The 25,730-nt window shown below is 55.4% G+C and carries 21 protein-coding genes; 6 read left to right on the top strand and 15 right to left on the bottom strand.

All coding sequences use genetic code 11. The features are described from left to right. Positions 1–22 precede the first annotated feature (22 nt). Positions 23–2,374: a carboxylesterase gene (locus tag AUQ41_RS01210; RefSeq protein WP_063086068.1), complete on the bottom strand. Its 2,352-nt coding sequence runs from the start codon at positions 2,372–2,374 to the stop codon at positions 23–25. Positions 2,375–2,740: 366 nt separating this feature from the next. On the opposite strand from AUQ41_RS01210, the gene AUQ41_RS01205 reads away from it, so the two are divergent. Then, entirely contained in the window at positions 2,741–3,991 is a 1,251-nt protein-coding gene (locus AUQ41_RS01205) for an MFS transporter (protein ID WP_063086822.1), read from the top strand. A 60-nt stretch (positions 3,992–4,051) separates the two neighbouring features. Continuing rightward, complete coding sequence (locus AUQ41_RS01200; RefSeq protein ID WP_063086066.1) at positions 4,052–4,621, top strand: CHAP domain-containing protein; 570 nt, start codon at positions 4,052–4,054, stop codon at positions 4,619–4,621. 563 nt (positions 4,622–5,184) lie between these two features. On the opposite strand, the gene AUQ41_RS01195 is transcribed toward AUQ41_RS01200, so the two are convergent. Continuing rightward, positions 5,185–5,838 (bottom strand): GntR family transcriptional regulator, encoded by a 654-nt coding sequence (locus AUQ41_RS01195; protein WP_063086064.1) that lies wholly within the window; start codon positions 5,836–5,838, stop codon positions 5,185–5,187. A 128-nt stretch (positions 5,839–5,966) separates the two neighbouring features. On the opposite strand from AUQ41_RS01195, the gene AUQ41_RS01190 reads away from it, so the two are divergent. Beyond that, a complete protein-coding gene (locus AUQ41_RS01190) occupies positions 5,967–8,453 on the top strand; it encodes a plasma-membrane proton-efflux P-type ATPase (protein WP_232308280.1) in 2,487 nt (828 codons plus the stop codon). 72 nt (positions 8,454–8,525) lie between these two features. Here AUQ41_RS01190 and AUQ41_RS01185 read toward each other — a convergent pair whose 3' ends face one another. The 10 genes from AUQ41_RS01185 to AUQ41_RS01140 all read right to left on the bottom strand — a co-directional run bounded on the left by AUQ41_RS01185 (position 8,526) and on the right by AUQ41_RS01140 (position 19,087). Continuing rightward, positions 8,526–9,275 carry a proteasome-type protease gene (locus tag AUQ41_RS01185; protein WP_008888894.1) on the bottom strand — a complete coding sequence of 250 codons (750 nt, stop codon included), beginning with the start codon at positions 9,273–9,275 and terminating at the stop codon, positions 8,526–8,528. Positions 9,276–9,290: 15 nt separating this feature from the next. After that, the gene (locus AUQ41_RS01180; protein ID WP_063086062.1) at positions 9,291–10,109 is read right to left on the bottom strand and encodes a transglutaminase family protein; all 819 of its coding nucleotides are present in this window, start codon (positions 10,107–10,109) and stop codon (positions 9,291–9,293) included. A 1-nt stretch (position 10,110) separates the two neighbouring features. Then, positions 10,111–11,058 (bottom strand): alpha-E domain-containing protein, encoded by a 948-nt coding sequence (locus AUQ41_RS01175; protein ID WP_008888896.1) that lies wholly within the window; start codon positions 11,056–11,058, stop codon positions 10,111–10,113. 17 nt (positions 11,059–11,075) lie between these two features. Further along, positions 11,076–12,479: a circularly permuted type 2 ATP-grasp protein gene (locus tag AUQ41_RS01170; protein WP_008888897.1), complete on the bottom strand. Its 1,404-nt coding sequence runs from the start codon at positions 12,477–12,479 to the stop codon at positions 11,076–11,078. A gap of 174 nt (positions 12,480–12,653) precedes the next feature. Next, positions 12,654–13,415 (bottom strand): precorrin-4 C(11)-methyltransferase, encoded by a 762-nt coding sequence (gene cobM, locus AUQ41_RS01165; RefSeq protein WP_063086060.1) that lies wholly within the window; start codon positions 13,413–13,415, stop codon positions 12,654–12,656. Further along, positions 13,415–15,364, bottom strand: coding sequence for a precorrin-3B C(17)-methyltransferase (gene cobJ / locus AUQ41_RS01160; protein WP_348638990.1), 1,950 nt, complete (start codon positions 15,362–15,364; stop codon positions 13,415–13,417). Before cobJ ends, cobM begins: the two co-directional genes overlap by 1 nt. Continuing rightward, positions 15,361–16,098 (bottom strand): precorrin-2 C(20)-methyltransferase, encoded by a 738-nt coding sequence (cobI, locus tag AUQ41_RS01155; protein ID WP_063086056.1) that lies wholly within the window; start codon positions 16,096–16,098, stop codon positions 15,361–15,363. Before cobI ends, cobJ begins: the two co-directional genes overlap by 4 nt. After that, positions 16,095–17,348, bottom strand: a complete 1,254-nt coding sequence (locus AUQ41_RS01150; RefSeq protein WP_063086054.1) for a bifunctional cobalt-precorrin-7 (C(5))-methyltransferase/cobalt-precorrin-6B (C(15))-methyltransferase — start codon at positions 17,346–17,348, stop codon at positions 16,095–16,097. Before AUQ41_RS01150 ends, cobI begins: the two co-directional genes overlap by 4 nt. Further along, on the bottom strand, positions 17,345–18,028 hold the full coding sequence (locus tag AUQ41_RS01145) for a precorrin-8X methylmutase (protein WP_063086052.1): 684 nt from the start codon (positions 18,026–18,028) through the stop codon (positions 17,345–17,347). Before AUQ41_RS01145 ends, AUQ41_RS01150 begins: the two co-directional genes overlap by 4 nt. A 33-nt stretch (positions 18,029–18,061) precedes the next feature. Next, positions 18,062–19,087 (bottom strand): sirohydrochlorin chelatase, encoded by a 1,026-nt coding sequence (locus AUQ41_RS01140; protein ID WP_063086050.1) that lies wholly within the window; start codon positions 19,085–19,087, stop codon positions 18,062–18,064. Positions 19,088–19,453: 366 nt separating this feature from the next. Between AUQ41_RS01140 and cbiB the strand changes: the two genes are divergently transcribed. Together cbiB and AUQ41_RS01130 are read left to right on the top strand one after the other, a co-directional pair. Then, positions 19,454–20,536, top strand: a complete 1,083-nt coding sequence (gene cbiB, locus AUQ41_RS01135) for an adenosylcobinamide-phosphate synthase CbiB (RefSeq protein ID WP_232308279.1) — start codon at positions 19,454–19,456, stop codon at positions 20,534–20,536. Next, positions 20,533–21,159: a nucleotidyltransferase family protein gene (locus tag AUQ41_RS01130; RefSeq protein ID WP_063086049.1), complete on the top strand. Its 627-nt coding sequence runs from the start codon at positions 20,533–20,535 to the stop codon at positions 21,157–21,159. Before cbiB ends, AUQ41_RS01130 begins: the two co-directional genes overlap by 4 nt. Here the strand turns inward: AUQ41_RS01130 and rfaE1 are convergent, their stop codons facing one another. The 3 genes from rfaE1 to AUQ41_RS01115 are packed head-to-tail and all read right to left on the bottom strand — an operon-like array spanning position 21,160 to position 24,267. Continuing rightward, the gene (gene rfaE1 / locus AUQ41_RS01125; RefSeq protein ID WP_063086047.1) at positions 21,160–22,641 is read right to left on the bottom strand and encodes a D-glycero-beta-D-manno-heptose-7-phosphate kinase; all 1,482 of its coding nucleotides are present in this window, start codon (positions 22,639–22,641) and stop codon (positions 21,160–21,162) included. A gap of 53 nt (positions 22,642–22,694) precedes the next feature. Beyond that, a complete protein-coding gene (locus AUQ41_RS01120; RefSeq protein WP_063086045.1) occupies positions 22,695–23,279 on the bottom strand; it encodes a D-sedoheptulose 7-phosphate isomerase in 585 nt (194 codons plus the stop codon). 31 nt (positions 23,280–23,310) lie between these two features. Beyond that, a complete protein-coding gene (locus AUQ41_RS01115; RefSeq protein ID WP_063086043.1) occupies positions 23,311–24,267 on the bottom strand; it encodes a UDP-glucuronic acid decarboxylase family protein in 957 nt (318 codons plus the stop codon). 233 nt (positions 24,268–24,500) lie between these two features. Here AUQ41_RS01115 and AUQ41_RS01110 point away from each other — a divergent pair, with 233 nt between their 5' ends. Beyond that, entirely contained in the window at positions 24,501–25,730 is a 1,230-nt protein-coding gene (locus AUQ41_RS01110; protein ID WP_008888909.1) for a hypothetical protein, read from the top strand.

Raw genomic sequence — 25,730 nt, 5'->3', positions numbered from 1 at the left:
TCAAGAAAAACAGAGCGCAGTATCACTCTGCGGGGATGGCTTCTGTATGAGCGTCCTGCAGGTCGCAGTGGCTTTGCACAAAGGCAATAATCCGGTCATGTGCGCCGTCGATGTCTTCGTTAACAATGCCGTGACGATCGGATTTCAGCATCTGGACATCAATGTCGCTGGCGTTGGTTGCCAGACGCCGGATCATGGTTGCACTGGCCGGATCGACAACCTTGTCGCCATCACCTTGCAGGATCAGGGTCGGGCAATCGAGATCCGGCAGGCGCCGCTGCATCTCGGCCACGGTCTGGCGCAACTGATGCAGTCCGCCGATCGGAATGTTGCGATAATTGATCTCGGGATGCTCGGATTCGTTTGGCCGGAAACTGAGCAATTCCTGCGCGGATGGCATCCATCCCATCAGTTTGTTTGCACCATAAAGCAGTGGGACAAACATCAGATTGCGATTGCGGAATTTAAGAGGCGTTCCGGCAAGGACCAGTGCCCGCAATTTTTCAGGACGATCAGCGGCATGAATGACTGATAGCGCCCCGCCGGTTGAAAACCCGACAATGATCACCTGATCGCAAAACGGGGCCAGGATTTCATAGCCGCGCCGCACTGATGCCAGCCAATCGGTCCATTTGCGTTTTTGTAATTCGTGGGGTGATGTGCCGTGCCCGGCAAGACGAACCCCCATCACCGCATGACCCATGGCAGCAAATTTTTCGCCCAGTTCGCGAAGCTCCGCCGGGGATGCCAAAAAGCCATGCACAAGCAATACGCCACAGGCAAACTGCTTTTGTCCGTTGGGCAGCAGCAGATAGGGGCGGCTGTCAGCCGTTGCGGTTTCTTGGGCGTTGATTGCGTCATATTTCGGTTTCTGGAACTTGGTGTGGTTCCACTGCCAAGCCAGAATTTCATCATCAAAACGGCGATGGGCAATATCGGTCGGGCTCAGGTGGTTGACCTCGATCCGCGCGCGTTCAAGGGCCTGCCAAGCGGCATGGATCGGGGCCATTTCGTTGGCATAGACCATGATCGGGTTGTCCATGCGGATCTGATCAAACGTCGCCTCGGCCTGTAATTTTGGCAGGAAGCAGTATTTCTGATCGCGGCGTTCAATCAGGCCAAGCTGAACTGCACTATCGATGAAAAACCGGATTTGTGGGCAATTGAGCTCAAAAATACCGACATAGTCGGCGGGATTGCGCATGCCGCGATGAAGATGGACGTTTTCGGCCTGCTGGATGTTCTTGATCGCCAGGTAAAGTGTTCTGTCAAAGTGCCTTATATCAACTTCGGTTACGCCATCCTCAAGCCACATCATGATCAGGCGCGATGCCAGATGGCTGACATTGATCGTCAGATTGGAGTACATCACCGACATACAATGATCGCGCAGCGGCTTGATATGCCGGGTGATGGCAAATTGCGGGACGCGTTCGGTGATTTTTTCAAGGGTCTTGGCCGGCTTGAACAGATCATCAATGCAGGTGGCCTGCTCAACCCGCTTGGCAAGCAGCCTGCGGTCCAGCCAATTAAACTGATCGCGCGGATTGACCGGATCGCCCAACCGGATGTCCATATCGGTCTTCTTGAACATCAGATTGCCTTCGATGATCATTTCTTCGGCCATTTTGGGGCTCAGCCCACCGGTAAACATGTCAGCTGCCCGCGCCAAAAGGTTCTGATCAACGCGCAATGGATGGAAGGTAATGTTGGCCGGAAACATCAAGGTTGGCTTGGCAAGGCTTGTGCGCAGGTCATCTTCACTACGTTCCAGAAGGTCGGCCCAACGGTTGAGTTCGTCGGCTTTACCCCGATCAATCAGGGTGGATAGGCCGATCTTGAAGCCATCAATGCAAAGCCCAAGCAAGGCCGCACCGGTATGGTGGGCGCGCCTGGTATCTGCCGATCTGGAATAGACGCTGTAATCAGGGCGTTTGGGGTGTGGCCGTATATCGGTCAGAACCCGGCGATCCTTGACCATGCCGCCTTCGGGAAAGACAACCACCTTGCCACCACGCAGGACTTCCTCGGCCAGAAACGGCAACAGGCGTTCATAGTTATTAGGAACTCCGCCAAGCGCCCGGAGATAGCGCGAAAAAGTATTGTCCTGGACAAAAAACTCGCCCGACGCGATCGACCGGCAATAGACCCCGGTTTCAAGCGCGATCAGGTATTGCGGGATAAAGGTTTCAAACCGGGCGAAGTGATTGAACATGAAAATGTCGCCCTGCGACAAATGGTCGCGCGGCCCGTGCATCTTGATGTTGATGTCGATATTGGCCCGCAAAGCCGTCATCGCGCGAAGGGTCCATTCGCAGGTCTTCGGATTGATGGCGAACTTTTCACGTTCGATATCGCGGAATGTCTGAACCATGCGTGGAAATATCCCGGCCGGAGGTCTAACCCAGTATAAAGCGTTGGTTTCTTGGACGCTTTTATCAGTTTTTTATAAGGTGTCGGTTAAGATAGATATGTGTTGCAATCCCCGGTTTTGGAAGGCGTGCTATCTTCGATTTGTCACGAATTGGTGTCAGAACGGCACGTCTTTCGTATAATTAATCATCGGCGTGCTAGTCTGCCCGCTGGTTTACATCAAATCCGGGTCGGTCATATCCTCTGCCACCAATATGATGACCGCAGCCCCGGTTTGTGATCGCCCACCATGATTGGAGGCCTTGTGCCTGTTCCGGACCCTGCCCCAGACCCATCCAAAGGCTCGGACCAAAAAAATCCTGATTCTGTGCCTGCCTCTGACCAGGATGGCGGCCAAAGATCGATTTTTTCCGATCGTAACTTCGTGCTGTTTCTTTTCGGGCAATGCATCACGACACAAGGATTGTGGATCCAGAAAATTGCCATGTCTTGGCTGGCGTGGTCTTTGACTGGATCTGCCTTCTGGACCGGTGTGATTGCCGCGCTTAATTTTGCCCCGGCCTTTTTCCTTGGGCCAATTTTCGGGGTGATGGCCGATCGGGTCGATCTGCGGCGCACGGCCATGTTGCTTAATCTTGGGCAGGCGGCGGTTTCGTTCCTTTTGATGGGACTGTCCTATGCCGACATGATGACGTTGCCCTGGATGGTGGCACTTGCCGGATCGATGGGAATTCTTGGCAGTGCGATGACGCCCATTCGCCTGTCGCTGGTGCCGGTGATTGTACCGCGTGCCTTCATGAACCGCGCGGTCGCCTATGCGGCGATGAATTTCAATATTTCGCGTCTGGTCGGACCGGCGGTCGGTGGGGTCGTGATCGCCACATGGGGCACGGGGGCAGCGTTTATGATCAACGCGATCAGTTATCTTCCGATGGTGTTTGTCATTTCGGTGGTCACCATTCACATGGAACGCGCGCCCGATGCCAAAAGCCGCCGTATCTGGACATCGCTTGTCGACGGGGCAAATTATGCGCTCAATCACCCGATGATCCGATCGGTTCTGGCGCTGTCCTGCTTTGTCTCGCTGGTCGGGACCGGCATGGTTGAACTGATGCCGGTCTTTGCCGAGGCGGTTTATGACCGCGGGGTCACGGGTCTTGGCATGTTGGCATCAAGCGCGGGAATCGGGGCGGTGACATCAACCTTTATCCTGTCACGGATTTCATCAGATGCCATTGCCTATCAAAGGGTTACGATTATCGGCGCGTTTGCCGCCGCCGTCGGCATGACAGGACTTGGTTTTGCGCCGTGGTACGAGCTTGCCGTGCCGTTGGTCGCCCTGACGGGCGGTGGCTTGACCCTTGTCGGGGTGGGATCGCAAACAGCCTTGCAGCTGACGGTTGATAATCGCCTGCGGGGTCGGGTGATGAGTTTCTGGAGTGCGACCAGTTTTGGTGGCATGGCGCTGGGCGGGACGCTTCTTGGCGCAATTTCAGAGGCCGGTGATATTCAATATACGGCGCGTGGTTCTGGCGTTTTGATCCTGTGTGCGGCCTGTGTCGGGCTTTGGCGGCTTTATCGCATCGGGGCGCTGGCGCGTTCGGGTGCATTGCGGTAAAGGATTGTTAAGGCCTGCCGACCTATGGTGGCTCATTGTGAGAGGATCGGGGATTTCCAGATGCGTTTGCTTGGTATTGTCGGACTGTGTTTGTTGCTTTCGGCGTGTTTTAGCACTGGTAATTCGGCACCACGTGCGTCCGGCCCGATGCCAAGTGACACTGTTCAGACCCTTGCCAGCGTCAATCTGCCGTCCTCACGCCTGAACAGTTTCGCCCCGACCAACAAGTTCCTGCAATGCGTGCCCTATGCCCGCGAAGTATCCGGTATCGAGATTTATGGCGATGCCTGGACATGGTGGGCGCAGGCCGGGCAGAAGAACTTCCAGCGCGGTAACCGCCCGCAAATCGGTGCCGTTCTTGCGCTTCGCAAGACATCGCGCTTGAAACTAGGCCACGTAGCCGTGGTTTCAGCCATCCTTGATAGCCGCAAGATCCTTGTAAACCATGCCAATTGGGGCAGCGATTCGCGCACCCGCGGCAAGGTGCATTACCGCCAGCCTGTTGTTGATGTATCCCCCAACAATGACTGGTCCGAAGTGCGGATGATGAACACGCTTGGCACATTCGGCAGTATGTATCCAGCCCACGGCTTCATCTATCAGCCGCGCGAGACTGCCGAGGCGAACTAAGCCACTGCACTGTCGGTGCACCGCTGGCGCCAAAAACTCTCCCGACATCACGAAAGAAAAGTGGCGAAGCCCCCACGGATAGAGAGCTTCGCCAATTAAACCCGTGCGGGCGGCACGGGTTCGGGGGTTGAACCCGACAAGGCTTGCCGAAAGCGCCTTTCTGGCAGAGCAGGATCACGGTGCGATCCGATTTCGAGCATCCGTTTCGATACTGATTACCAGCACGGCAAATGATCACTGATCCCTTCTGGCACGCCTTGAATTCAAATTATCTATAAAATGACGTTTTCTATGATAATTACGCCGGGATCGAGTGCTGAAATCAACTGCAAAATCGGCAGAAAGGTGTGATTCTTCATTGAATCCACGTATGCTCAATCTAATTAATTGATTTTACAACATAAATATTATCTATAAAATTTTAGCTTGAGCGCGATAAGGGTGACTGAGACTCGCATTTTCTGTGCGTGTCGTCCTGAATCGGCGCCTTCGCGCGTCGTTCCGTCCCTTTGGGATCGTAAACCGGGCAGGCACGGAGAAAATTTCACGTCGGGGGAGTGTCGTCAGGCAGGGTTTTGCGGGCGTGCCGTTTTACCGGATTTATTGCCGATCCATTTCACATGCCGGGCAAGGGTGGCGGCAGCGACATCAATCTGATTGCTTCTGAGCGCGGCAAGGATCGCGCGGTGGTCCTGATCGGTCGGGGCTTCCCATTCCATGCGAAAGCCCGAAAATAAAAATCGTGCACTGGCGGCATGCAGATCATCAATCGTCGCAAGCAACCGAGGCATCCCGCAAGGTTCCAGGATGACACGGTGAAACGCTCTGTTGGCCTGTTCCCATCCATGGACATCAGTGGCATTTTCGCCTGCGCGGTTATGGGCCTCTGCCACATCAAGAATTTCAGGGGTCAAATGCGGGGCAGCTTGGCGAAGTGCCAAGACTTCGAGGGACGCCCGCATCTCAGCAACTTCGCGTACCTCGGCAACATCAAAGCTGGCAACTCGAACACCACGCCGTGGTTCGCTGACCGCAAGGCCTTGTGCCTCCAGCCGACGAAACGCCTCACGCACCGGAACGTGGCTGGCGCCAAATTCCTCGGCGAAATGGTCCTGACGCAGTTTCATGCCCGGTGCGAATTCGCCCGAAATGATCCGTTCCGCCAGCGCCCGGGTAATGCGACCCGCGACCGTGGTGTCTGTGGTGCTTTTTGTCATGTTTTATAGATAATTTGTGACACCTGATTTGTCGACCTGATTGATGTGCAACAATGTTGTGCGCTGCAATATAATCTAGAAACATTGCAGTTCCCCACATTGCCAACAGAGGCTCAGAGGGTGTCATCATGATGGAACAGACTGCCAAACGCGATAATTCCCAGATTGACCCATCCCTGCTTGATACAGATCCGAAAACCGGGCTTGGGCAGGACGAGGTAAAAAGGCGGACTGAGAAGTTCGGCGAAAACCGCCTGAAGGATGATCAAACCAGCGCGCTTAAAAAGCTTTTGTCGTTCTTTTGGGGACCGATCCCGTGGATGATCGAAGTTGCCGCCATCCTTTCGGCTGTGGTGCAGCATTGGTCGGACTTTGCGATCATCATCGTGATGCTGTTGCTCAATGCCGGGGTCGGTTTCTGGCAGGAATTCAAGGCGGACAACGCCATTGCTGCGCTCAAACAGCGCCTTGCGCCGGATGCCCGCGTGTTGCGCGATGGCGCTTGGTCGGATCTTCCGGCCCGTGAACTGGTGCCGGGTGACATTATCCGCATCAAGCTTGGCGATATTATCCCGGCCGATGCCAAACTGTTGGCGGGCGACTATTTGCGTGTCGATCAGTCTGCCCTGACCGGTGAGTCGCTGGCGATTGATAAGAAAATCGGGGACGAGGTCTTTTCCGGCGCCATCGCGCGTCAGGGTCAGATGACCGCAATGGTTACCGCGACCGGCATGGCGACCTATCTTGGCCGGACGGCAAGTCTTGTCAAAAGTGCTGGCAAACAATCACATTTTCAGCGCGCGGTTCTGCGCATTGGCAATTTCCTGATCCTGATCACGCTGGGTCTGATTGCGTTGATCATGACCGTGGCCCTGCATCGTGGTGATCCGTTGATGGAAACCTTGCTGTTTGCCTTGATCCTGGCGGTGGCGGCGATTCCAGTGGCCTTGCCAGCTGTTCTTTCGGTGACACTGGCGGTCGGGGCGGAGAAGCTTGCGCGGATGAAGGCGATTGTATCAAGGCTCGTCTCGATCGAGGAACTGGCCGGGATGGATATCGTGTGTTCTGACAAGACCGGGACATTGACGCAAAACCATTTAACCGTCGGAACCCCGGTCCTGATTGATGCCAAGGATGAAAGCGATCTGATCCGTACCGCTGCACTGGCATCAGAGGCCGACAGCCACGACCCGATTGATAGCGCGGTCTTTGCCATCCTTGGCGATCGTGCAAAGCTTGATGGCTATGACATCACCAGTTTCCGGCAGTTTGATCCGGTACGCAAACGGGCCGAGGCAGAGGTTGCGCATGATGGCCAGACCATCATAGTCGCCAAGGGGGCGCCGCAGGCGGTTCTGGCTTTGCTGTGTGAGGATGAGATATCGGATATCGAAAGTGTCGCGGCCTATCGTTCGGTGATGGATGCGATCAAAACCATGGCAGAGCACGGATACCGTGCGCTTGGTGTCGCGCGCACCGATAAAGACGGCAATTGGCAGTTTCTGGGGTTGCTGCCGCTGTTTGATCCGCCGCGTGAGGACGCGGCATCAACCATTGCCGAACTGCGCAACAAGGGTGTTGATATCCGCATGATCACCGGCGATCACGAGGCGATTGGCCGTGAAGTCGCCAGCCAGCTTGGATTGGGGCAAAACATCCTGCCCGCAGATGCGGTGTTTGATCGCAACAATCAGGCGATTGATCAGGTAATGATCGAGCAGGCAGACGGCTTTGCCCGGGTCTTTCCTGAGCATAAATACGCGATTGTTCGCCAGTTTCAGGATCGCGGCCATATTGTCGGCATGACAGGCGACGGGGTGAATGACGCCCCTGCCCTGAAACAGGCCGATATTGGCATTGCGGTTTCAAATGCCACCGATGCGGCGCGGGCGGCGGCCGACCTTGTTCTGACCGCGCCGGGTATTTCGGTGATTACCAGCGCGATTGAAGAATCGCGGCGTATTTTCGAACGTATGGGCAGTTACGCCACTTTCCGGATTTCCGAGACGATCCGGGTTTTGTTGTTCATGACGATTTCAATTCTGGTGTTTGATTTCTACCCGGTCACGGCGGTGATGATCGTGTTGTTGGCGTTGCTCAATGACTTCCCGATCATGATGATTGCTTACGACAATGCCGAGGTTGCCGAACACCCGGTGCGATGGAATATGGGCAACACGCTCACCATGGCATCCCTTTTGGGTGCTATCGGGGTGACATCATCCTTTGCCTTGCTTTGGGTGTCGGAAACGTGGCTGCACTTGCCACCGGAAGAAGTCCAGACACTGGTGTTCCTCAAGCTTTTGGTGGCGGGGCATCTGACGATTTACCTGACCCGGCACAAAGGGTTCTTCTGGCAGAAACCCTATCCCAGCATGAAGCTGTTTCTCGCAACCGAGATCACCCAGATCATTGGCACGCTGGCGGCTGTCTATGGCTGGTTTGTGCCACCGATTGGCTGGTACCATGCGCTGGTGGTTTGGGGATATGCACTATGCTGGTTTGTGGCGGCGGGCTGTATCAAGGTTTGGGTCTATCGCCTTCTGACACACCGGCACCACAGTCATCACAGCCATCTGGCCCGGGTTGAAGGATCGCTTCATCGTCACCGATAAAATCGGGACACCCACAAACAAAAAGCCGGACCATTTGTTAGGCCCGGCTTTGGGTGTTCGTATTCAAGGTGCTTATTCTGCGGCGATATCGCAATGTTCGTCGGGCATGTCGGCAAAGGCATCGCGAAGCGCATTCGACCAAGCGTCAGACAGTGCGCGGAAGCCTCTGTCCTCGGCCTCGATTCGGCGGATTTCGGAAAATTTGCAAGCGTCATCAGGCAACACAGCCAGATCAAGCGGCATACCAACCGACAGGTTGGAGCGCAGCGTCGAATCCATCGACAGCAACACCGCTTTGACCCCGTCCTGAATTGGTGTGTCGGGCGTGATCACACGATCAAGGATAGGCTTGCCGTATTTGTGTTCGCCAATCTGAAGGTAAGGCGTATCGGATGTGGCTTCGATGAAATTACCCGCGGCATAGACCAGAAACAGGCGTTGATCACCGCCCTTGCGCTGACCGCCAATCATGATCGAGGCAGCGCTGCTTTCATGATGCTGTTCAAGGGTGTCGTGGTATTTCAGCTGTACCTTCTGCATGGCTTCGCCAACCAGTTCGGCGACGCGGAACATGCTTGGTGCGCTCAGGATGCAGTTGCCCGGCTCGGTTTCGGGATCGTCGATGGCCTCGTGCAAGGTGCTCATCACCGCTTGGGTAATGGCAAGGTTGCCAGCTGAAAGTGCGACAATCGCGCGTTCCCCGGGGACTTCCCAAGTGAACATCTTGCGATAACGTGAAATGTTATCAAGGCCAGCATTGGTCCGCGTGTCCGAAAGGAAAACCAACCCTTCGTTCAGCATCAACCCGACACAGTAGGTCATCTTTTTGTAGTCCGACTATTGTTGTGACTGCGCAATGACGACTGTTACATCCAAATCTTCGTTTCCGCCACCAGTATGTACGCCCCGGATCGGGGTGGCGACCTGACCATCAAGTCCTGATCCAAGCCGGATATAACTATCCGTCGGGCAGCACTTGTTGGCCGGATCAAACCCGACCCAGCCGAACTCTGGCAGATGCAACTCCGCCCATGCATGGGATGCCTCATGCGGTTTGCCTTCATGATCGGCAAACAGATATCCCGATACATAGCGGGCCGGAATGCCAAGATGGCGTGCCGCCGAGATCAGCACATGGGCATGATCCTGGCAAACACCCTTGCCATCAGCAATCGCATCGGCAGCCGTTGTGTGCACATGGGTTGTACCCGGCGCATATTCAATGGCATCGGCGACCGCCGCGGCAAGACCGTGTGCAAGTTCCAACACCGTGCCGTCCTTGGTTTTCTTCGCGACCTTGTCGGCAAGCTTGCGAATGGCGGCGCTGGATTTGGTCATGGGCGTCGTGCGCAGGAATACGGCCGGAAAGGCGCGTTCCTTGTGACCGCGCAAAACGCCTGCGGTATCAGTGGTTTCGACCTCGCCGGTGACGACAATTTCAATTGCCTCGACCGGGCCGTTTGATGTCAGGGTGCTGATGATATCGCCATTGCCATCGGTAAATTCCGCACCGATGTTGCAGCCTTCGGCTGTGATCGACCATCTCAGGATCTTTTGGCCTTCGAATTCGGCAGGCGTCAGTTTGAGGCTCTGCACCGCGTGATAGGCCGGATACTCATAGCGGTAATGGGTCTTGTGTTCGACGGTCAAGCGCATCTTACTGCCCCCCGAAATGATATGCGTCAGCGATCGCAAGCGACAGGATACGATTGCGTCCCTGGAAGTCGGTCAGGAATTCGTGCAACCCGCCTGAGAAGATCTCGTCCATGTCACTTTGCGTCAGCAAGGAATACATCTCGACCGCCTGGCGATGAACGCTGTGGCGTTGACCATAGTGGCGGGCAAGCCTTTCAAGATGCTGGGTAATCTGTTCGGAACAATGCGCAAGCGATCGCGGACTGAACGGATTAAGGATCAGGAAATGCGCGATGCGATGTGGTGAATAATCATCACGATAGACCCAATGGAATGCGCGGAGCGACGATGCCGCACGCAAAACCGTCGTCCATTGATAGTTATCGACACCATCGCCGACCATGCTGGTTTCCGGCAGAAGGACATAATATTTGACGTCCAGAAGCCGTGCGGTGTTGTCTGCGCGTTCGATAAAGGTGCCAAGACGGATGAAGTCATAACCGTCATTGCGCAAGATGGTGGAATCGGTGGCCCCGCGGAACAGCGCGCCCTGCTTTTTGACCCAGTCAATGAATTCCGGCAGTTCGTTCTTGGCCAGATTGTGCATCGATGGGCGCCGCAGTTCCATCAGGGCATTATTCAGCGCCTCCCACATTTCTGCGGTAATGGCGGTACGCATGGCGCGTGCATTGGCGCGCGCATACTCAAAGCAATTGATGATCGATGAGTGGTTGTCGCGGTTAAAGATCAGGAAATTGGCAACCTCTTCCTGGCGCAACGGCGCATCGGGATCATATCCCGCGGCACATCCGGATGCAGAAAGGACTGATTCCCATTCCGACCGGTTGCCGCTTGCCGCAGCCGGCATCAGGGCCATGCGATAGCCCATTTCCATCAGGCGGGCCATGTTTTCGGCCCGTTCGACATATCTCGACAACCAGAAAAGGTTTTCGGCGGTACGACTAAGCATCTCTCAACCCTTTCCTTTTAATCGCTCATGATCCAGGTGTCCTTGACCCCGCCACCCTGTGACGAGTTCACGACAAGTGAGCCTTCACGCAGCGCGACACGGGTCAAACCGCCCGGTGTCAGTCGCACATCATCGCCAACAAGGCAGAAGGGCCGGAAATCGACATGACGCGGTGCAACGCCGCTTTCAACGAAGGTCGGGCAGGCAGAAAGCGACAGTGTCGGCTGGGCGATGAAATCACCGGGATCGGCTTCGATCCGTTTGGCGTAGGCGGCCTGTTCTTCCTTGGTCGATGCCGGACCGACCAGCATGCCATAGCCACCTGACCCGTGGACTTCCTTGACCACAAGCTCGCCCAGATGTTCGAGAACGTATTTCAGATCATCCGGCTTGCCGCATTTCCATGTTGGCACGTTATTAAGGATCGGCTCCTGTCCCAGATAGAAGCGGATCATATCAGGCACATAGGTATAAACCGCCTTGTCATCGGCAACACCGGCACCTGGTGCCGAACAGATCGCCACCCCGCCAGACCGATAGACATTCATAAGCCCCGGAATGCCCAGAACCGAGTCCGGTCTGAAGCACAGCGGATCGATATAGGCGTCATCAATGCGGCGATAAATCACATCAACCTGTGCTGGTCCGCGTGTGGTGCGCATAAAGACCCGGTCTTCATGAACAAACAAATCCTGACCTTCGACCAGTTCGACACCCATCTGATCGGCAAGGAAGGAATGTTCATAATAGGCACTGTTCATCGCACCCGGCGTCAGGACCACGATATTGGGATCGCGGTCGCATTTGCGCGGTGCAATGCTTTTTAGGGTTTTGAGCAACATGTCCGGATAGCTCTCGACCGGCTCAATCCGAAGGCTTTTGAACAGATCGGGGAACATGCGCATCATGATTTCGCGGTTCTCGAGCATATAGGACACGCCAGATGGCGTGCGGCAGTTGTCTTCGAGAACATAAAAATCGTCAGGACCGGTGCGCACGATATCGACACCCACAATGTGGCTATAGACATTGCGCGGCGGATCAATGCCGATTACGGCCGGTTCGAACGCATCGTTGCGAAACACCAAATCGGCCGGGACGATACCGGCCTTGATGATTTCAGCATTGTGATAAACGTCATAAAGAAACGCATTCAGCGCCCGGGCACGCTGTTTGACGCCACGATCAAGCTTGCGCCATTCCTGCGATGTGAAGATACGGGGAATCAGATCAAAGGGAATAAGCCGCTCGGGATCTCCGCCCTCGCCGTAAACAGCAAATGTAATGCCGATCTTGCGGAACAGCGTTTCAGCTTCAAGGCGCTTTTGTTCGAGGACCTCGGGGCCGCTTGCTTCCATCCAGTCAACCAAGGCGCGATAAGGTTCGCGAATTTGGTCGTCAACACTCATCTCGTTGAACATGCATTCTCCCCTTTATTTCCCTTTGATTAAAGGGTGCCGGGCAGGGGGCGGTCAAGGATGTTCACAGTTGAAATGACATATTTTTCAGCAAATTGTTGTTCTGCCGAAAAAATAAACTTGCTGATCAGAGGGTTTGTACAAAAAACGGGCGGACATGAAGTCCGCCCGATCAGATCATGCTTTTGCCGGGCGCAGAACGTGCGTGTGATCGGCGGCATAAAGTCTAGAGTCGGTAAAATCTTTCCGACCGAAAACCTCACCGACCATGATCAGCGCCGTGCGCGTGATGCCACTGCCTTTGACCTTGGCCCGGATATCGCCAAGGGTGCCAAAAATGAATTGCTGGTCGGGCCAGGTCACGCGATAGGCAATCACAACCGGGCAGTCTTCGCCGTAATGCGGGGTCAGATCGCGCACCACATTGGCCAGATTGTTGATCGACAGATGCACCGCCAGCGTCGCACGCGACTTGCCAAGTTCCGCAAGGCTCTCGCCGTCTGGCATGCCAGACGACCGCATGGCGGTTCGGGTCAGTATCACGGTCTGGGAAATATCGGGCAGGGTCAGTTCCGCGCCAATTTCCGCAGCCGTCGCGGCATAGGCCGAAACGCCCGGCGTGATGTCATAGGGAATGCCAAGATCGTCAAGCCGACGGATCTGTTCGGCAATTGCACCATAAATTGACGGATCACCGGAATGAACGCGTGCGACATCCTGTCCGTTGGCGTGGGCCGCTTCGATCTCGGCCATGATTTCATCAAGGTTCATGGGCGCTGTATCGACCACATGTGCGCCTTCGGGGGCCGCAGTCACGATTTCTTCGGGCACCAGCGATCCGGCATAGAGGCAGACCGGGCATTTTTCGATCAGGCGCAGGCCGCGCACAGTGATCAGGTCCGGGGCGCCAGGACCGGCGCCAATGAAATGAACAGCCATTATTCTGCCCCGCCTTTCTTGGAAGTGTCGTTTTTGGAAGTGTCAGTGCTGCTGTGAACCGGTGCTTTAGCCGCATCCGGACCCTTTTTGGCATAACCGCGCGGGGTATAGACCCATTCGTTCTCGCCGCGGGTGATGTGGCGGCTGTTGCTTGATCCGACCAGAACCGTGGTCAGCATATCGACCATGTCGACTTCTAGTTTCGCAAGTGGAACGACTGTGATTTCCTCATCCGGGCGGCCAAGCTGACGGCCCAGAACCACCGGGGTGTCTTCGTTGCGGTGTTCAAGCAGGATATCACGCGCCTTGGCCAAAAGATCGCGGCGGCGTTTGGAAACCGGGTTATAGAACGCAATCACGAAATCGCCCTCGGCCGCTGATTTCAGACGGCGCAGGATGTCTTCGCGCGGGGTCAAAAGATCAGATAGCGAAATCGCACAGAAATCATGACCCAGCGGCGCGCCAATGCGTGATGCCGCCGCCTGAAGGGCGGAAATACCAGGTGATACCTGAACCGCGACCCGGTTCCAGTCCGCGCGATCTTCACGATCCAACAGCTCAAACACCAGCGTTGCCAGCGCATAAATGCCGGCATCCCCCGACCCGATCAGGGCAACGTCCTTACCGGTCGCGGCCAGTTCAAGCGCGTGGCGCGCGCGGGCTTCTTCGGCACCAAGATCGGAATGATGGCAATCCTTGCCGTCAATCAGCGGGCCAAGCAGATCAAGATACATCTGATAGCCAACGATATCGGTTGCGCGACCGATCAGGGCGGTGGCCTCGGGGCTGCGCCAGCCGATCTGGCCCGGGCCGATGCCAACAATCGAAAGCCTGCCCTGCGCGGTTCCGACTTTATTTGGGATGATGTCATCCTGTGACAGGGCGACGGCGCAGGTGGACTTTTTGGTCTTGTGTTTGGGGACAATCAGCTTGCCGTTCGGACCGACCGTGGCCAGTGCAGCACCTTCGGCAACACCATGGCAGCCGGTCTCGGCAAACACGACGTCTGATGGTGTTACCAGACGGTCTGCCTCGGCCTCAAGGGTTTGGGCATCAAAGAACCGGGCTGGAACGCCCAGACGTTGCGCCAGCTCATGGACTGCGGCCTCATCAGCCTTCAGATCGATCGAGGTCACGCAGGCAATGGCCTTCGGGCTCAGGCACTGACCAGCCAGTGTTTCCATCACCAGATCATACAGATCATCGGCCGGGCAGCCGCGCTCACAGCCGACACCAAGTGCCAGGACCGGCGGGTGAAAGGTGATTGCGGTTTCAGCGCCATCGCTGATCGCATCTTCATTGGCGCCTTCGCGGGCGGTGGCGGTGATCAGGATGCTGCCGTCTTCGGACTGGGCAATAGCACTATTGGTCAACCACGCAGCCGAGCCTGCCTCAACCTCAATCCGGGCAGTGGCACCGGCCAGAAGGGCTGCAGTGGCGGGTTTGACGGTTTCGGGCGTGCCAAGCGTCCAGCCAACGGGCGGCTCATCAAGCGCAAGACCCAGCATGGCATCGCCCGGCGTGGTGATAGCGGCATTGCCCCCAAGACGATCAGCCAGATCGCGCGCCAGTCGGTTCCCGCCATGATGCCCGCCCAAAAGCGGGATGAAGTTATCACCGGCTTCATCAACGGCAAGCACGGCGGCGTCCTGCCATTTGCCGGCCAAAAGCGGTGCAAGTGCGCGGATCAGAATGCCTGATGCACAGACGCCAATGATGACATGATCGGATGAAAAGGTTTGTTGCAGATGCGCAATGGTATCATCAAAGGCGACATCAACATCCTTGACCGAAACGCGTGTGCGCAGGCCGTGAACCGATGCACCCTGCAGGCTGGATGCAATTTTTCGTGCGGTCGGAAGGGCGCGCTGTGTCAGGCAGATGACCGCGATCGGGGCAATTGGTGCGGTCGGCAATGCGGTTTTATTCTGGGTGTTCTGGGCGGTCATCGCCATGCGTCTCCGCGACGGTGGATCAGGATCATGGAAAAATACGGTGCCTTGGCGTCGGCGGGCAGTTCGCCCAGCGGGACCATTTTTTGGGTTTCAAGCGTTGCGCGTTCGATATAGCGCGCCCGGTCCGTCAGGCCGAGTTCGTTGATCACACCGCGAACCTTGGCGAAATGACGACCAAGCTTGATGATGGCGGCCGCATCGGTTTTGGCCAGCTGTTCACGCAGGCGGTCGGCTTCAAGCGGTCCCGGGATGACTTGCAACACGTCGTTCTTGGCGGCCAATGGCGCGCCAAGCTGGGCGGCACAGGCCATCATTGAGCTGACACCGGGAACGGTTTTGACCGGGTGCCCGGCCTCGGCCAAACGGCCAAACAGATACATGAAGCTGCCGTAAAAGAACGGGTCACCTTCGCACAGAACGGCAACGGTTTTTCCATCTGCCAAATGCTTGCCGATTTCGATGGCAGCCGCGTCATAGATCGGATCGGCCGGCTTGCCCATTTCGATGCGAATGGCGATTTCAATTCGGCCTTCGGGGATATGCGGATCAACGATCTGACGCGCCAGGCTGACGCCATCTTCAAGGGCTGGATAGGCGATCACATCGGCCTTTTGCAGGATGTTATAGGCCTTAAGCGTGATCAGATCAGGCTCGCCCGGTCCGATACCAAGGCCATAGGCCGTTCCGGCAACCGGAAGGCTATCGCTTGCGGGAAATTCCGCACTCATGCTTTTACTCCGAGGTAATGGGTGACCGGGGCAAGGTTGCTCCAGCCCTTGAAGCTGCCGCGCGGCACCAGTCGTGAAATCGACAGGCGCGACAAGCTGCCACCGTTTTTATTGTAAAACCGTAATAATTTTTCTTCGCCTTCAAGCGTCACCGTGTTGGCGACCAGCCGCCCGTGCGGCGGCAACAGATTCCAGCAGCTTTCAAGCAACCCATCAATCGTTATGCCTCCGCCGATGAAAATCGCATCGGGTTTAGGTAGGCGATCGGCGAAACTCAGTGCTTCTTCAATGGATTTCTGTTCAATCGCAAGGGTCGGGACGCCAAGTCGAATGGCATTCTTTTTGATCATCGCGCAGCGTTCGCCGTCGCGTTCAATCGCAACAGCCCGACCGCCCATGCGTTTCCATTCAATCGAAATCGACCCGCACCCGGCACCCAGATCCCACAAAACACCGCCGTCAAACGGCGCCAGGGATGACAGCGTCTGCGCGCGGATTTCCGATTTTGTGATCATGCCATCATGGATAAAGGCATCATCGGGCAGTCCCGGTCCCTTGGGCAGCGGTTTGGCGTTTGGCCCGGCTTCAAGATCGATCATGATCAGATTAAGCGGGTCGACCGATTTGATATCGGGCATCGAGGTGGCGGTGGATTGCCAGGTGCGCGCGGTTTGTGTGGTAATGCGCTCTTCGGGCCCGCCAAGCCTCTCGCACACCGACATGCGGCTTTGATCAAAACCGGCTTCACATAGCATGACGGCGACAAGGGCCGGGGTCGAGGCATCGGCGCTCAGTGCGATCAGTTTGCCATGCGGACGCAAATGGGCACGCAATGTTTCCGGATCGCGGCCATGTAGCGTAATCACATCGCACTCGGCCAGTGGCCAGCCGAGCCTGGAGGCGGCCAGAGAAATGCTTGATGGCGCCGGGATTGCATATACTGGTTCGGGTCCGAAATATTTAATCAGCGTGTTGCCCACACCAAAATACATCGGATCACCGCTGGCCAGCACGACCGGGTTCTGATCAAGGCAATCTTCGATCAGCGGCAGGTTGGCTTCAAATGGTGTTATCCATTTGTTTTGGGCTGCGGTGTTGGAACCGGGCAACATGGCGATATGGCGTGTACCGCCAAAAATGATGCTGGCATTTTCAAGGATCCTGCGCGCCATGGGTGACAGGCCGTCATAACCATCTTCACCAATGCCAATGACCGTGATCCGTCCCTTGATCGGTGCCTGTTCGTTCATGATGCACCCCCGGATTTGCGGTCGAAGGTTCCATCAGGTGTCGTTTCGTCATCGCGCGCCAGACGTGCTAGGGCATTGATCGTGGCGGCTGTTACCGCACTGCCGCCAAATCGACCCCGCAGCGTGACAAACGGAATGCCATTGGCATGTTCGATCAGCGCATCCTTGCTTTCAGCCGCCCCGACAAAGCCGACTGGCATGCCGACAATGGCCGCTGGCTTATTCAATCGTCCGTCATGGATGGCTTCAAGCAAATGGAAAAGGGCGGTTGGCGCATTGCCGATGGCAATTATTGTGCCTTCGATATGATCCGCCCAGGCCTCAACCGCGGCGGCAGATCGTGTGGTTTCCATTCGGGCGGCGAGATCGTGCGTATTGCCGTCATTGAGCGTGCAAAGAACCGGGTTCTGATTGGGCAGAAGCCGGGAAATGATGCCATGACGGACCATTTCCGCATCACACAGGATCGGTTTTCCGGCAGACAGTGCCGCCGTGGCCGCACGGACAACATCCCCGCCAAAGGAAATCTGATCGGCCATCTCAACCATGCCACAGGCATGAATGATGCGGATGGCAACAGGCCGCTCCGCATCTGAAAAGCGCGCAAGGTTTGCCTCGGCCTCGATGGTGGCAAAGCTTTTGGCATAGATTTCCTGCGGGTCACGCAGATAGTCAAACATTGCCGCGCCTTTCAGAGGATTGGGATCGACCGGTCAGGAACCGGTCGATTTCTTCGCGTCGTCGTGATCATGGGAATGGCTGTGCCCGTGATCATGGCTGTGGCCATGGCTATGACCGTGATCGTGGTGATGCCCGTGGCCGTGATGGTGGTGATGGCCATGATCATGGCTGTGTCCATCGGTGCCAATGCCCATCACATGGTGATGGTGACCGACCTGCGGGGTGCCGACATCGCCTTCATAACCGATGATCTGCTCACGATACTTGCAAAGCTGGCAGTTCATATTGTTGTCGCCGGTATCAATCTCGGTCAGACGTTCGGCAAAGCTTTCAAGAACCATCGGGTGGTCCTTGAGGTAGCCTGCCTTGATGAACTCGACATCACCAAATTCCGCCGCGACTTCGTCGGTATGGCTATAGATGCGGTCAATCAGAATGCCGGCAAACAGGAAATACGGGAAGACGACAACGCGCTTGTATCCCAGTTTCATCGCTTCGCGCAGGCCCGCATTGACGCGCGGATGGGCAACACCGGAATAGCTGATTTCGGTACGGCCAAAGCCCATGCCTTCCTGAAGCATACGGGCAACCTTATAGACATTGGAATTGGCGTCCGGGTCATTGGTGCCGCGCCCGACTACCATCAACAGGGTGTCTTTGCGATCTACGCTGTCATCGGCACCTTCAAGCGCTTCTTCGATACGTTCCTTTGCCGCCATCAGAAGCTTTGGATCAATGGCAAGATCGCGGCCGAAAAGCACTTCGATATCGGGATTTTCATGGGCGAAATTGTTTACTTCGCTCGGCAGGTCGTTTTTGACGTGACCGGCGGCAAACAGCATACCGGGAAGGGCATAGATTTTCTTGTGGCCCATGGCTTTGAGTTTTTCAAAACCATCACGCAGGATCGGGTGGGCAAATTCGAGAAAGCCGCTTTCGACATCGTAGTCGGCCAGGTGGGTCTGTTTCATAGCTTCAACCATGGCGTTGAACTGTGAAACCGCGCGTTCGTCGCGCGAACCATGACCGCAAATCATTACTGCGCCTTTGGGGGACATAAAAGGCTGCTCCTTTGTCTCTCTTTGATGGTGTTCTTCACATGACATTGTTGCCATGCGGTACCCGATGCCACCCCCGTTTTCACCGATTGGCTTGCGGAATGCAAGCGGCAGCTACGCCAAGAGGGTGCACAAGGGGCTTGGGTGATGAAAATACTACTTATTGTGGGCCGGTTATGGTCCGGTATCGAATATGTTGTGGGCGGGCTCAGTCCTTCGGTTCTGGCGGATGATCAGGTTGCGGTGTTTTGCGTTACGCACTGCGGGGCAAACAGGATTGATCAACATAAGTTATGATAAAATAAAAATTTGTATGAAATTTAACTATCAAACCTAAAACCAGATGGCAAATTTCGCAGCATCCAGTTGGTTCATAAATTCCCCCATGTCATTCTGATTGACGGGTTGGCGATCACCGCGCACATTGCCGCCATGGAACCGACATTCACCGATTTTCTGATCCCGGAGCCTGCGTTTTTCGGGCCGCTTTTTTCTATGCTGGTGCTGGCACTGCTGCTGGATGCGGTGTTTGGTGACTTCCCGTGGCTGTTTAGCCGGATCGGGCACCCGGTGGTGTGGATTGGCAATCTGATTGCGTGGTTCGAAAAGCGCCTGAACCGCACAGATCGCAGTAACCCGGACCGCCTTTTGCGCGGTGCTGTGACCAGTCTGATCGTGATTGCGGTCGCCGCGGCTTTCGGTGGTGCGGTGCAGTTTGTCTCATCACTTGGCGACGTTTTCAGAGCGCCCGAAGTCCTTTTGGTGGCGGTTCTGATTGCCCAAAAGGGCCTTTATCAGCATGTCAAAGCCGTTTCAAACGCGCTTAAGAAAGATGGCATCGCTGGCGGCCGCAAGGCGGTTTCGATGATCGTCGGGCGCAACCCCGAAACGCTCGATGAAGCAGGCATCAGCCGGGCAGCGATTGAAAGCTGTGCTGAAAACTTTTCAGATGGCGTTGTTGCGCCGCTATTTTGGTATGTGGTCGGTGGGCCGATTGGTATTTGCGCCTATAAGGCGATCAACACACTTGATTCTATGATTGGTCATCGCAACGAACGCTATCTTTATTTCGGTAGGTTCGCCGCGCGACTTGATGACGTTGCGAACTTTATCCCCGCACGGATTGCCGGTGGTGTGATTTGCCTTGCCGCCGTGATCGGTAAGAAAACAAGTGGCAAAGCTGCCTGGCAGACCATGGTGTCAGATGCAAAGAAGCATAAATCGCCCAATGCCGGTTGGCAGGAAGCAGTCTTCGCTGGCGCGCTTGAAATCGCCCTTGCCGGGCCGCGCCAATATGGCAGCGAAATGGTCGATGACCCTTATATTGGCAACGGTCGTTCCGATCTGACCGCTGCTGATATCGACCGTGCGCTGAAACTTTTTACAACCTCCTGCCTGATCAATGCGGCATGGCCGATTGTTCTTAAAGTTCTCTGGGTCGGGCTATGAGTGCCGGGCAGCGTACCAATGATATTCCGTTGGGCCGCGAATTTCTTGAAGGCATCCTGCAAAACCGCACCAACCAAATCATTCTCGACCGGTTTTCAGCCTTCGGGATTAAAGACTGGTGGCTGACAGCCGGATGCCTTGCGCAGACGATCTGGAACATCAAGGCCAATCGCGCCCCAGGTTCCGATATTGCCGATTATGATCTTTTTTATTTCGATCCCGATACGTCATGGCAGGCGGAAGATCATGTGATCGCCCAAGGCACTGAACTGTTTTCTGATATCCCGGTTTCCGTTGAAATCCGCAATCAGGCGCGTGTGCCGATCTGGTATCCGAAAAAGTTCGGTGTGCCTTATGGTGCTGTGACGGCTTCCAGTGATGGCATTGACCGGTTTGCCTATCAGACAACTGCCATTGGCGTACACAAAGAAACGGGTAACGACGGGATAGACGCCTATCGCATTTATGCGCCGTTTGGCCTTGCTGCTGTCATGGAAGGTCGGGTGATCCCGAACACGGTTTTACCCGTCAAAGAGGTCTATGACGCCAAGGTTGGGCGTTGGCAAAAGACATGGCCCGATCTGGTCGTAACGCCTTGGCCGGACGAAGAAGTTCAGGCTTAATTAAGACGTTTGGTCGTTGCCCTTATTCATTCGTGCGATGGTCGATGTGGTGGAAAAGCCATCTTCAAGGTTGGCCAGAACCACCTTGCCGCCATAACCATGGACGATTTCGGCCCCGACTACCTTGTCGATGGTGTAATCCGCACCCTTGACCAGAATGTCTGGTTTGATCGCCTTGATCAGTTCAATCGGGGTATCTTCGCCAAAAATCACCACGCCACTGACGGTTTCAAGCGATCCTAACACGGCCGCACGTGCAGCCTCCGACTGGACCGGACGGGCTTCGCCCTTAAGGCGTTTGACAGATGCATCGGAATTCAGCCCGACAATCAGGCGGTCGCAATTTGCCCGTGCCTGTTTCAACAGGCTGAGGTGGCCTGGATGCAACAGATCAAAACAACCATTGGTGAAACCGACCGTGTATCCCTTGCGCCGCCAGCGTTCTGCGCGATCGACCATACGGTCAAGTGGCATCAGTTTGGCTTCACCGATCATCAAGTCATGATGATGCAAGGTGGAAATGAGTTCGTCCGGATAAACAACCGCGGTGCCGATCTTGCCAACCACGATCCCGGCGGCAACATTGGCAATGCGTGCCGCGTCAGCCAAGCTGGATCCGGCTGCAACGGCGGATGCGAGGCAGGCAACGACCGTGTCACCGGCACCCGAAACGTCGAATACTTCGCGGGCTTCGGTTGGAAGGTGCAAAGCCTCGCCATCCTTGGTGACAAGCGTCATGCCATCCTGACTGCGGGTAAGCAGGACATTCTCGACCCCGCATTCGGCGATGATCTTTGTCGCGGCGGCGATGGCATCTTCGTCGCTGTTTACCGCAATGCCAGTTGCCGCTTCGGCCTCTGCGCGGTTGGGCGTCACCACTGTGGCACCACGATAGATGCTGTAGTCATTGCCTTTTGGATCGACGATGACGGGTTTTCCGGCTGCACGTGCTGCCTTGATCGCCGCTGCAACGACATCGGCATGCAAGACACCTTTGCCATAGTCAGACAGAATGATCGCTGCAACATCCCCTGCCAGCTGACCCGCGAGTGTCGAAAGATTGCTAATCGATGCTGGTGCAATGGCGCTGGTGGTTTCATTGTCAGAGCGCAACAATTGCTGCCCGCCCGCGATATAGCGGGTTTTGATCGTTGTCGGACGGTTGCGCTCGGTCTGGATATAGGGCTCAACACCCTTGTCAGCGGCAACATATTCCATAACTTCGCGGCCGGGCAGATCGTCGCCAACAAGCGACAGGAACTGAACCGATGCGCCAAGGGCTGTGGCATTGCGTGTAACGTTACCCGCACCCCCAAGCATGGCACTTTCGCGCTCAACCCGGATGACAGGGATGGGCGCCTCCGGCGAGATGCGGGTGACCGAACCATAGACAAACCGGTCAAGCATGACATCGCCAATGCAAAGGACTTTGGCATCAGTCAGTTGTTCAACCTGTCGGGCCAGATGGCTAAGATCGGTCATGGTCGCAATTCTTTGTTCTGTCTGAGTATTCAGGCGGTTTTGCAGCGCGCCGGTTATTTCTTCGTCAGGCCTAGCGTATGTTCAAGCGCACCGACCAGCATCTGGCCAATCTGTATATGCATTTCCTGGATGCGGGCGGTGGTGTTGCTTGGTACGATCATCAGCGGATCACACAGATCAACCATGTCACCACCGGTCTTGCCAGTCCAGCCGGTCGCAATCAGGCCCATTTCCTTGGCCTTGGCCAGACCAAGGTTGACGTTCTTGCTGTTGCCGGATGTTGAAATGCCAATCGCAACGTCATCCGGCTTGCCAAGCGCCTCGATCTGGCGCGAAAACAGGTGATCAAACCCAAAATCGTTACCGATCGCGGTCAAGGCCGAGCTGTCGGTGGTCAGCGCAATCGCCGGAAGCGCGCGACGATCATGGATATAGCGAACCGTGAATTCGGTTGCGATATGCTGGGCGTCCGCGGCCGACCCGCCATTGCCGAAAAACAGCAATTTGTTGCCATCATTAAGGGCGTCGGTGCAAATCTCGACCAGTTCGATAAAGGCATCGCGGGTGGCTTCACGGGTCTTGTTGACCAGATCAAGATGCTCGTCAAACTCGGCATCGAAAAAGGCTTTGATATCCATCACGCGTCCAAATCCAAAAGAAGTCGTCGTATTAGCCGTGTTTCGCAATCAGATTGCGGAAATACTCAATTGTCGAGCCGAGGCCATCTTCAAGGCTTACAGTCGGTTCCCAGCCATCAAGTGTGTTTCGGGCAAAGGTAATGTCGGGCTTGCGTTGCAGAGGGTCATCGGCCGGAAGGTCTTTGAAGATCAGCTTTGATTTGGCGCCGGTCATCTCAATGACGCGTTCTGCCAACTCACGAATAGTGATCTCATATGGGTTGCCAAGGTTCATCGGCCCGGTAACCGATTTATCGGTTGCCATCAGGCGAACAAAACCCTCAATCAGGTCAGTATAGAAGCAGAAGGATCGGGTTTGTTGGCCGTCACCGTAAATGGTGATGTCTTCGCCATGCAGCGCCTGGATGATGAAGTTCGATACCACACGGCCGTCCTGCGGATGCATGCGCGGGCCATAGGTGTTGAAGATACGGGCGACCTTGATATCCAGACCGTGCTGGCGGTGGTAATCAAAGAAAAGCGTTTCAGCACAGCGCTTGCCTTCGTCATAACAGGCGCGCGGGCCGATCGGATTGACATTGCCGCGGTAATCTTCGGTCTGCGGATGGACTTCAGGATCGCCATAAACCTCGCTGGTCGAGGCCTGGAAAATCTTGGCGCCAACGCGTTTGGCGAGACCCAGCATGTTGATCGCACCATGCACACTGGTTTTGGTCGTCTGGACCGGATCGTGCTGGTAATGGATCGGCGAAGCCGGGCACGCAAGGTTGTAAATCTCGTCGACTTCAAGATAGAGCGGGAAGGTAACATCGTGGCGCATCAGCTCGAAATGCGGTTTATCGAGAAGATGGACAATGTTGTCCTTGGTGCCGGTGAAGAAATTGTCGACGCACAGAACGTCATTGCCTTCTTCAAGCAGGCGTTCGCACAGATGAGAACCAAGAAAACCTGCGCCACCGGTTACCAAAACGCGCTTGCGTCGCCACATATCGTCTCTGACCTTACTACTCTGATATCAAAACGGGCTGAAACTAGCAGCTTGGTTGGCGGAAAGCTACGACTTATCTTTTCTTGGACGTGTCTGAAATTCCCCAATATTCGGGTTTGGTTTCAACATGCATGAATGCTAAATACATAACCTGTTAATGCACCGGCGTTATCGTGGTTCGGGCAGATTAGCGGCTGTGATTCCGTCGAAACAATTCTCTGGTCATTGCATTTATGTCTGATAGTTCACTTCCATCGCCCGAAGCCTTCCTCGTTGACTATGTGCGACGCCTTGAGCGGCGCAAGGATGGCGTTGGTGCGATTCATGTGCATTTTTCCAAATTGCTGCCATTTAACCGGCGTGACCATCACATCCGTACGGCGATTACGGCGTTTGAAGAGATCGTACCGGAAGTCACCGGGCGTATTTTCACCCTGTCCAACCAGGATCTGATTTTCATCTTTGATGCCGCAGAGATGGACGAGGTGAATGCTGTCATTTTCCGGCTGAAATTTCTGTTCAACGACGATCCACTGATCAGTGATGGCAAGGATGAAAGCGGCGCGCCCGCGACCTTTACAGACTATTTCGATGTCGGGCAGCAATATAAAGAATTCCTGCATCTGACACAGTTGCTGGTCCGCGCCAACGCCAATCGCCCCAAAATCGTCAGCAAAGCAGCCGAGCGCCATAATGACCATCCGGAACTCAGTGATGATCGTGCGCCGCTGACGCCGAAGATCTTGGGGCGCATCGATGAATCGCTTCGGCGTGCGGATCTGTCCAACCTGATGCGTCGACAGGCCATTTGTGCTGTGGTGGGCGATGCGAACCCGACGCCGGTTTTCCATGAATTGTTCATCTCGATCAAGGATTTGCAGGATACGCTGCTGCCAGATGTCAATGTTCTCTCGAACCGCTGGCTGTTTCAGCATCTGACCGAAATTCTGGATCGGCGCATGTTGTCGCTTCTGACCCGATCAAATGACGCATCAGTGACCGGGTCAGTCAGCATCAATTTGAACGTCTCGACATTGTTGTCACCGGACTTCCTGACGTTCGATAGTAACGTCAAGGCCGGGCAGCGTGGGACAATCGTGCTTGAGCTCCAGAAAATCGATATTTTTGCCGATCTTGGAGCATTCTTCTTCGCGCGCGATTTCTGCCGTGATCGTGGCTATCGCATCTGTATCGATGGCATCAGTTATCTTTCGCTTCCCTATATCAACCGTAACAAGCTTGGCGTTGATATGATCAAGATGCTGTGGGATCCGGAAATGGAAAACATGGACGAAGAGCATCGCGAAGCCATGCGCGCGGCAGTCGCAGAGTCCGGCGATACCCGCGTTATTTTGTGCCGTTGTGATGACGAACGCGCTATCAAGTTTGGTCATTCCATCAATATCACCATGTTCCAGGGCCGCCATGTCGAGCATCTGATGAACGAACGGACAAAAAAATAG

Source organism: Thalassospira sp. MCCC 1A02898 (genome assembly GCF_001618185.1).
Taxonomy (GTDB): domain Bacteria; phylum Pseudomonadota; class Alphaproteobacteria; order Rhodospirillales; family Thalassospiraceae; genus Thalassospira; species Thalassospira tepidiphila.
The sequence above is the reverse complement of the archived record's forward strand: the minus strand, read 5'-3'. Positions and strand labels throughout refer to the sequence as shown.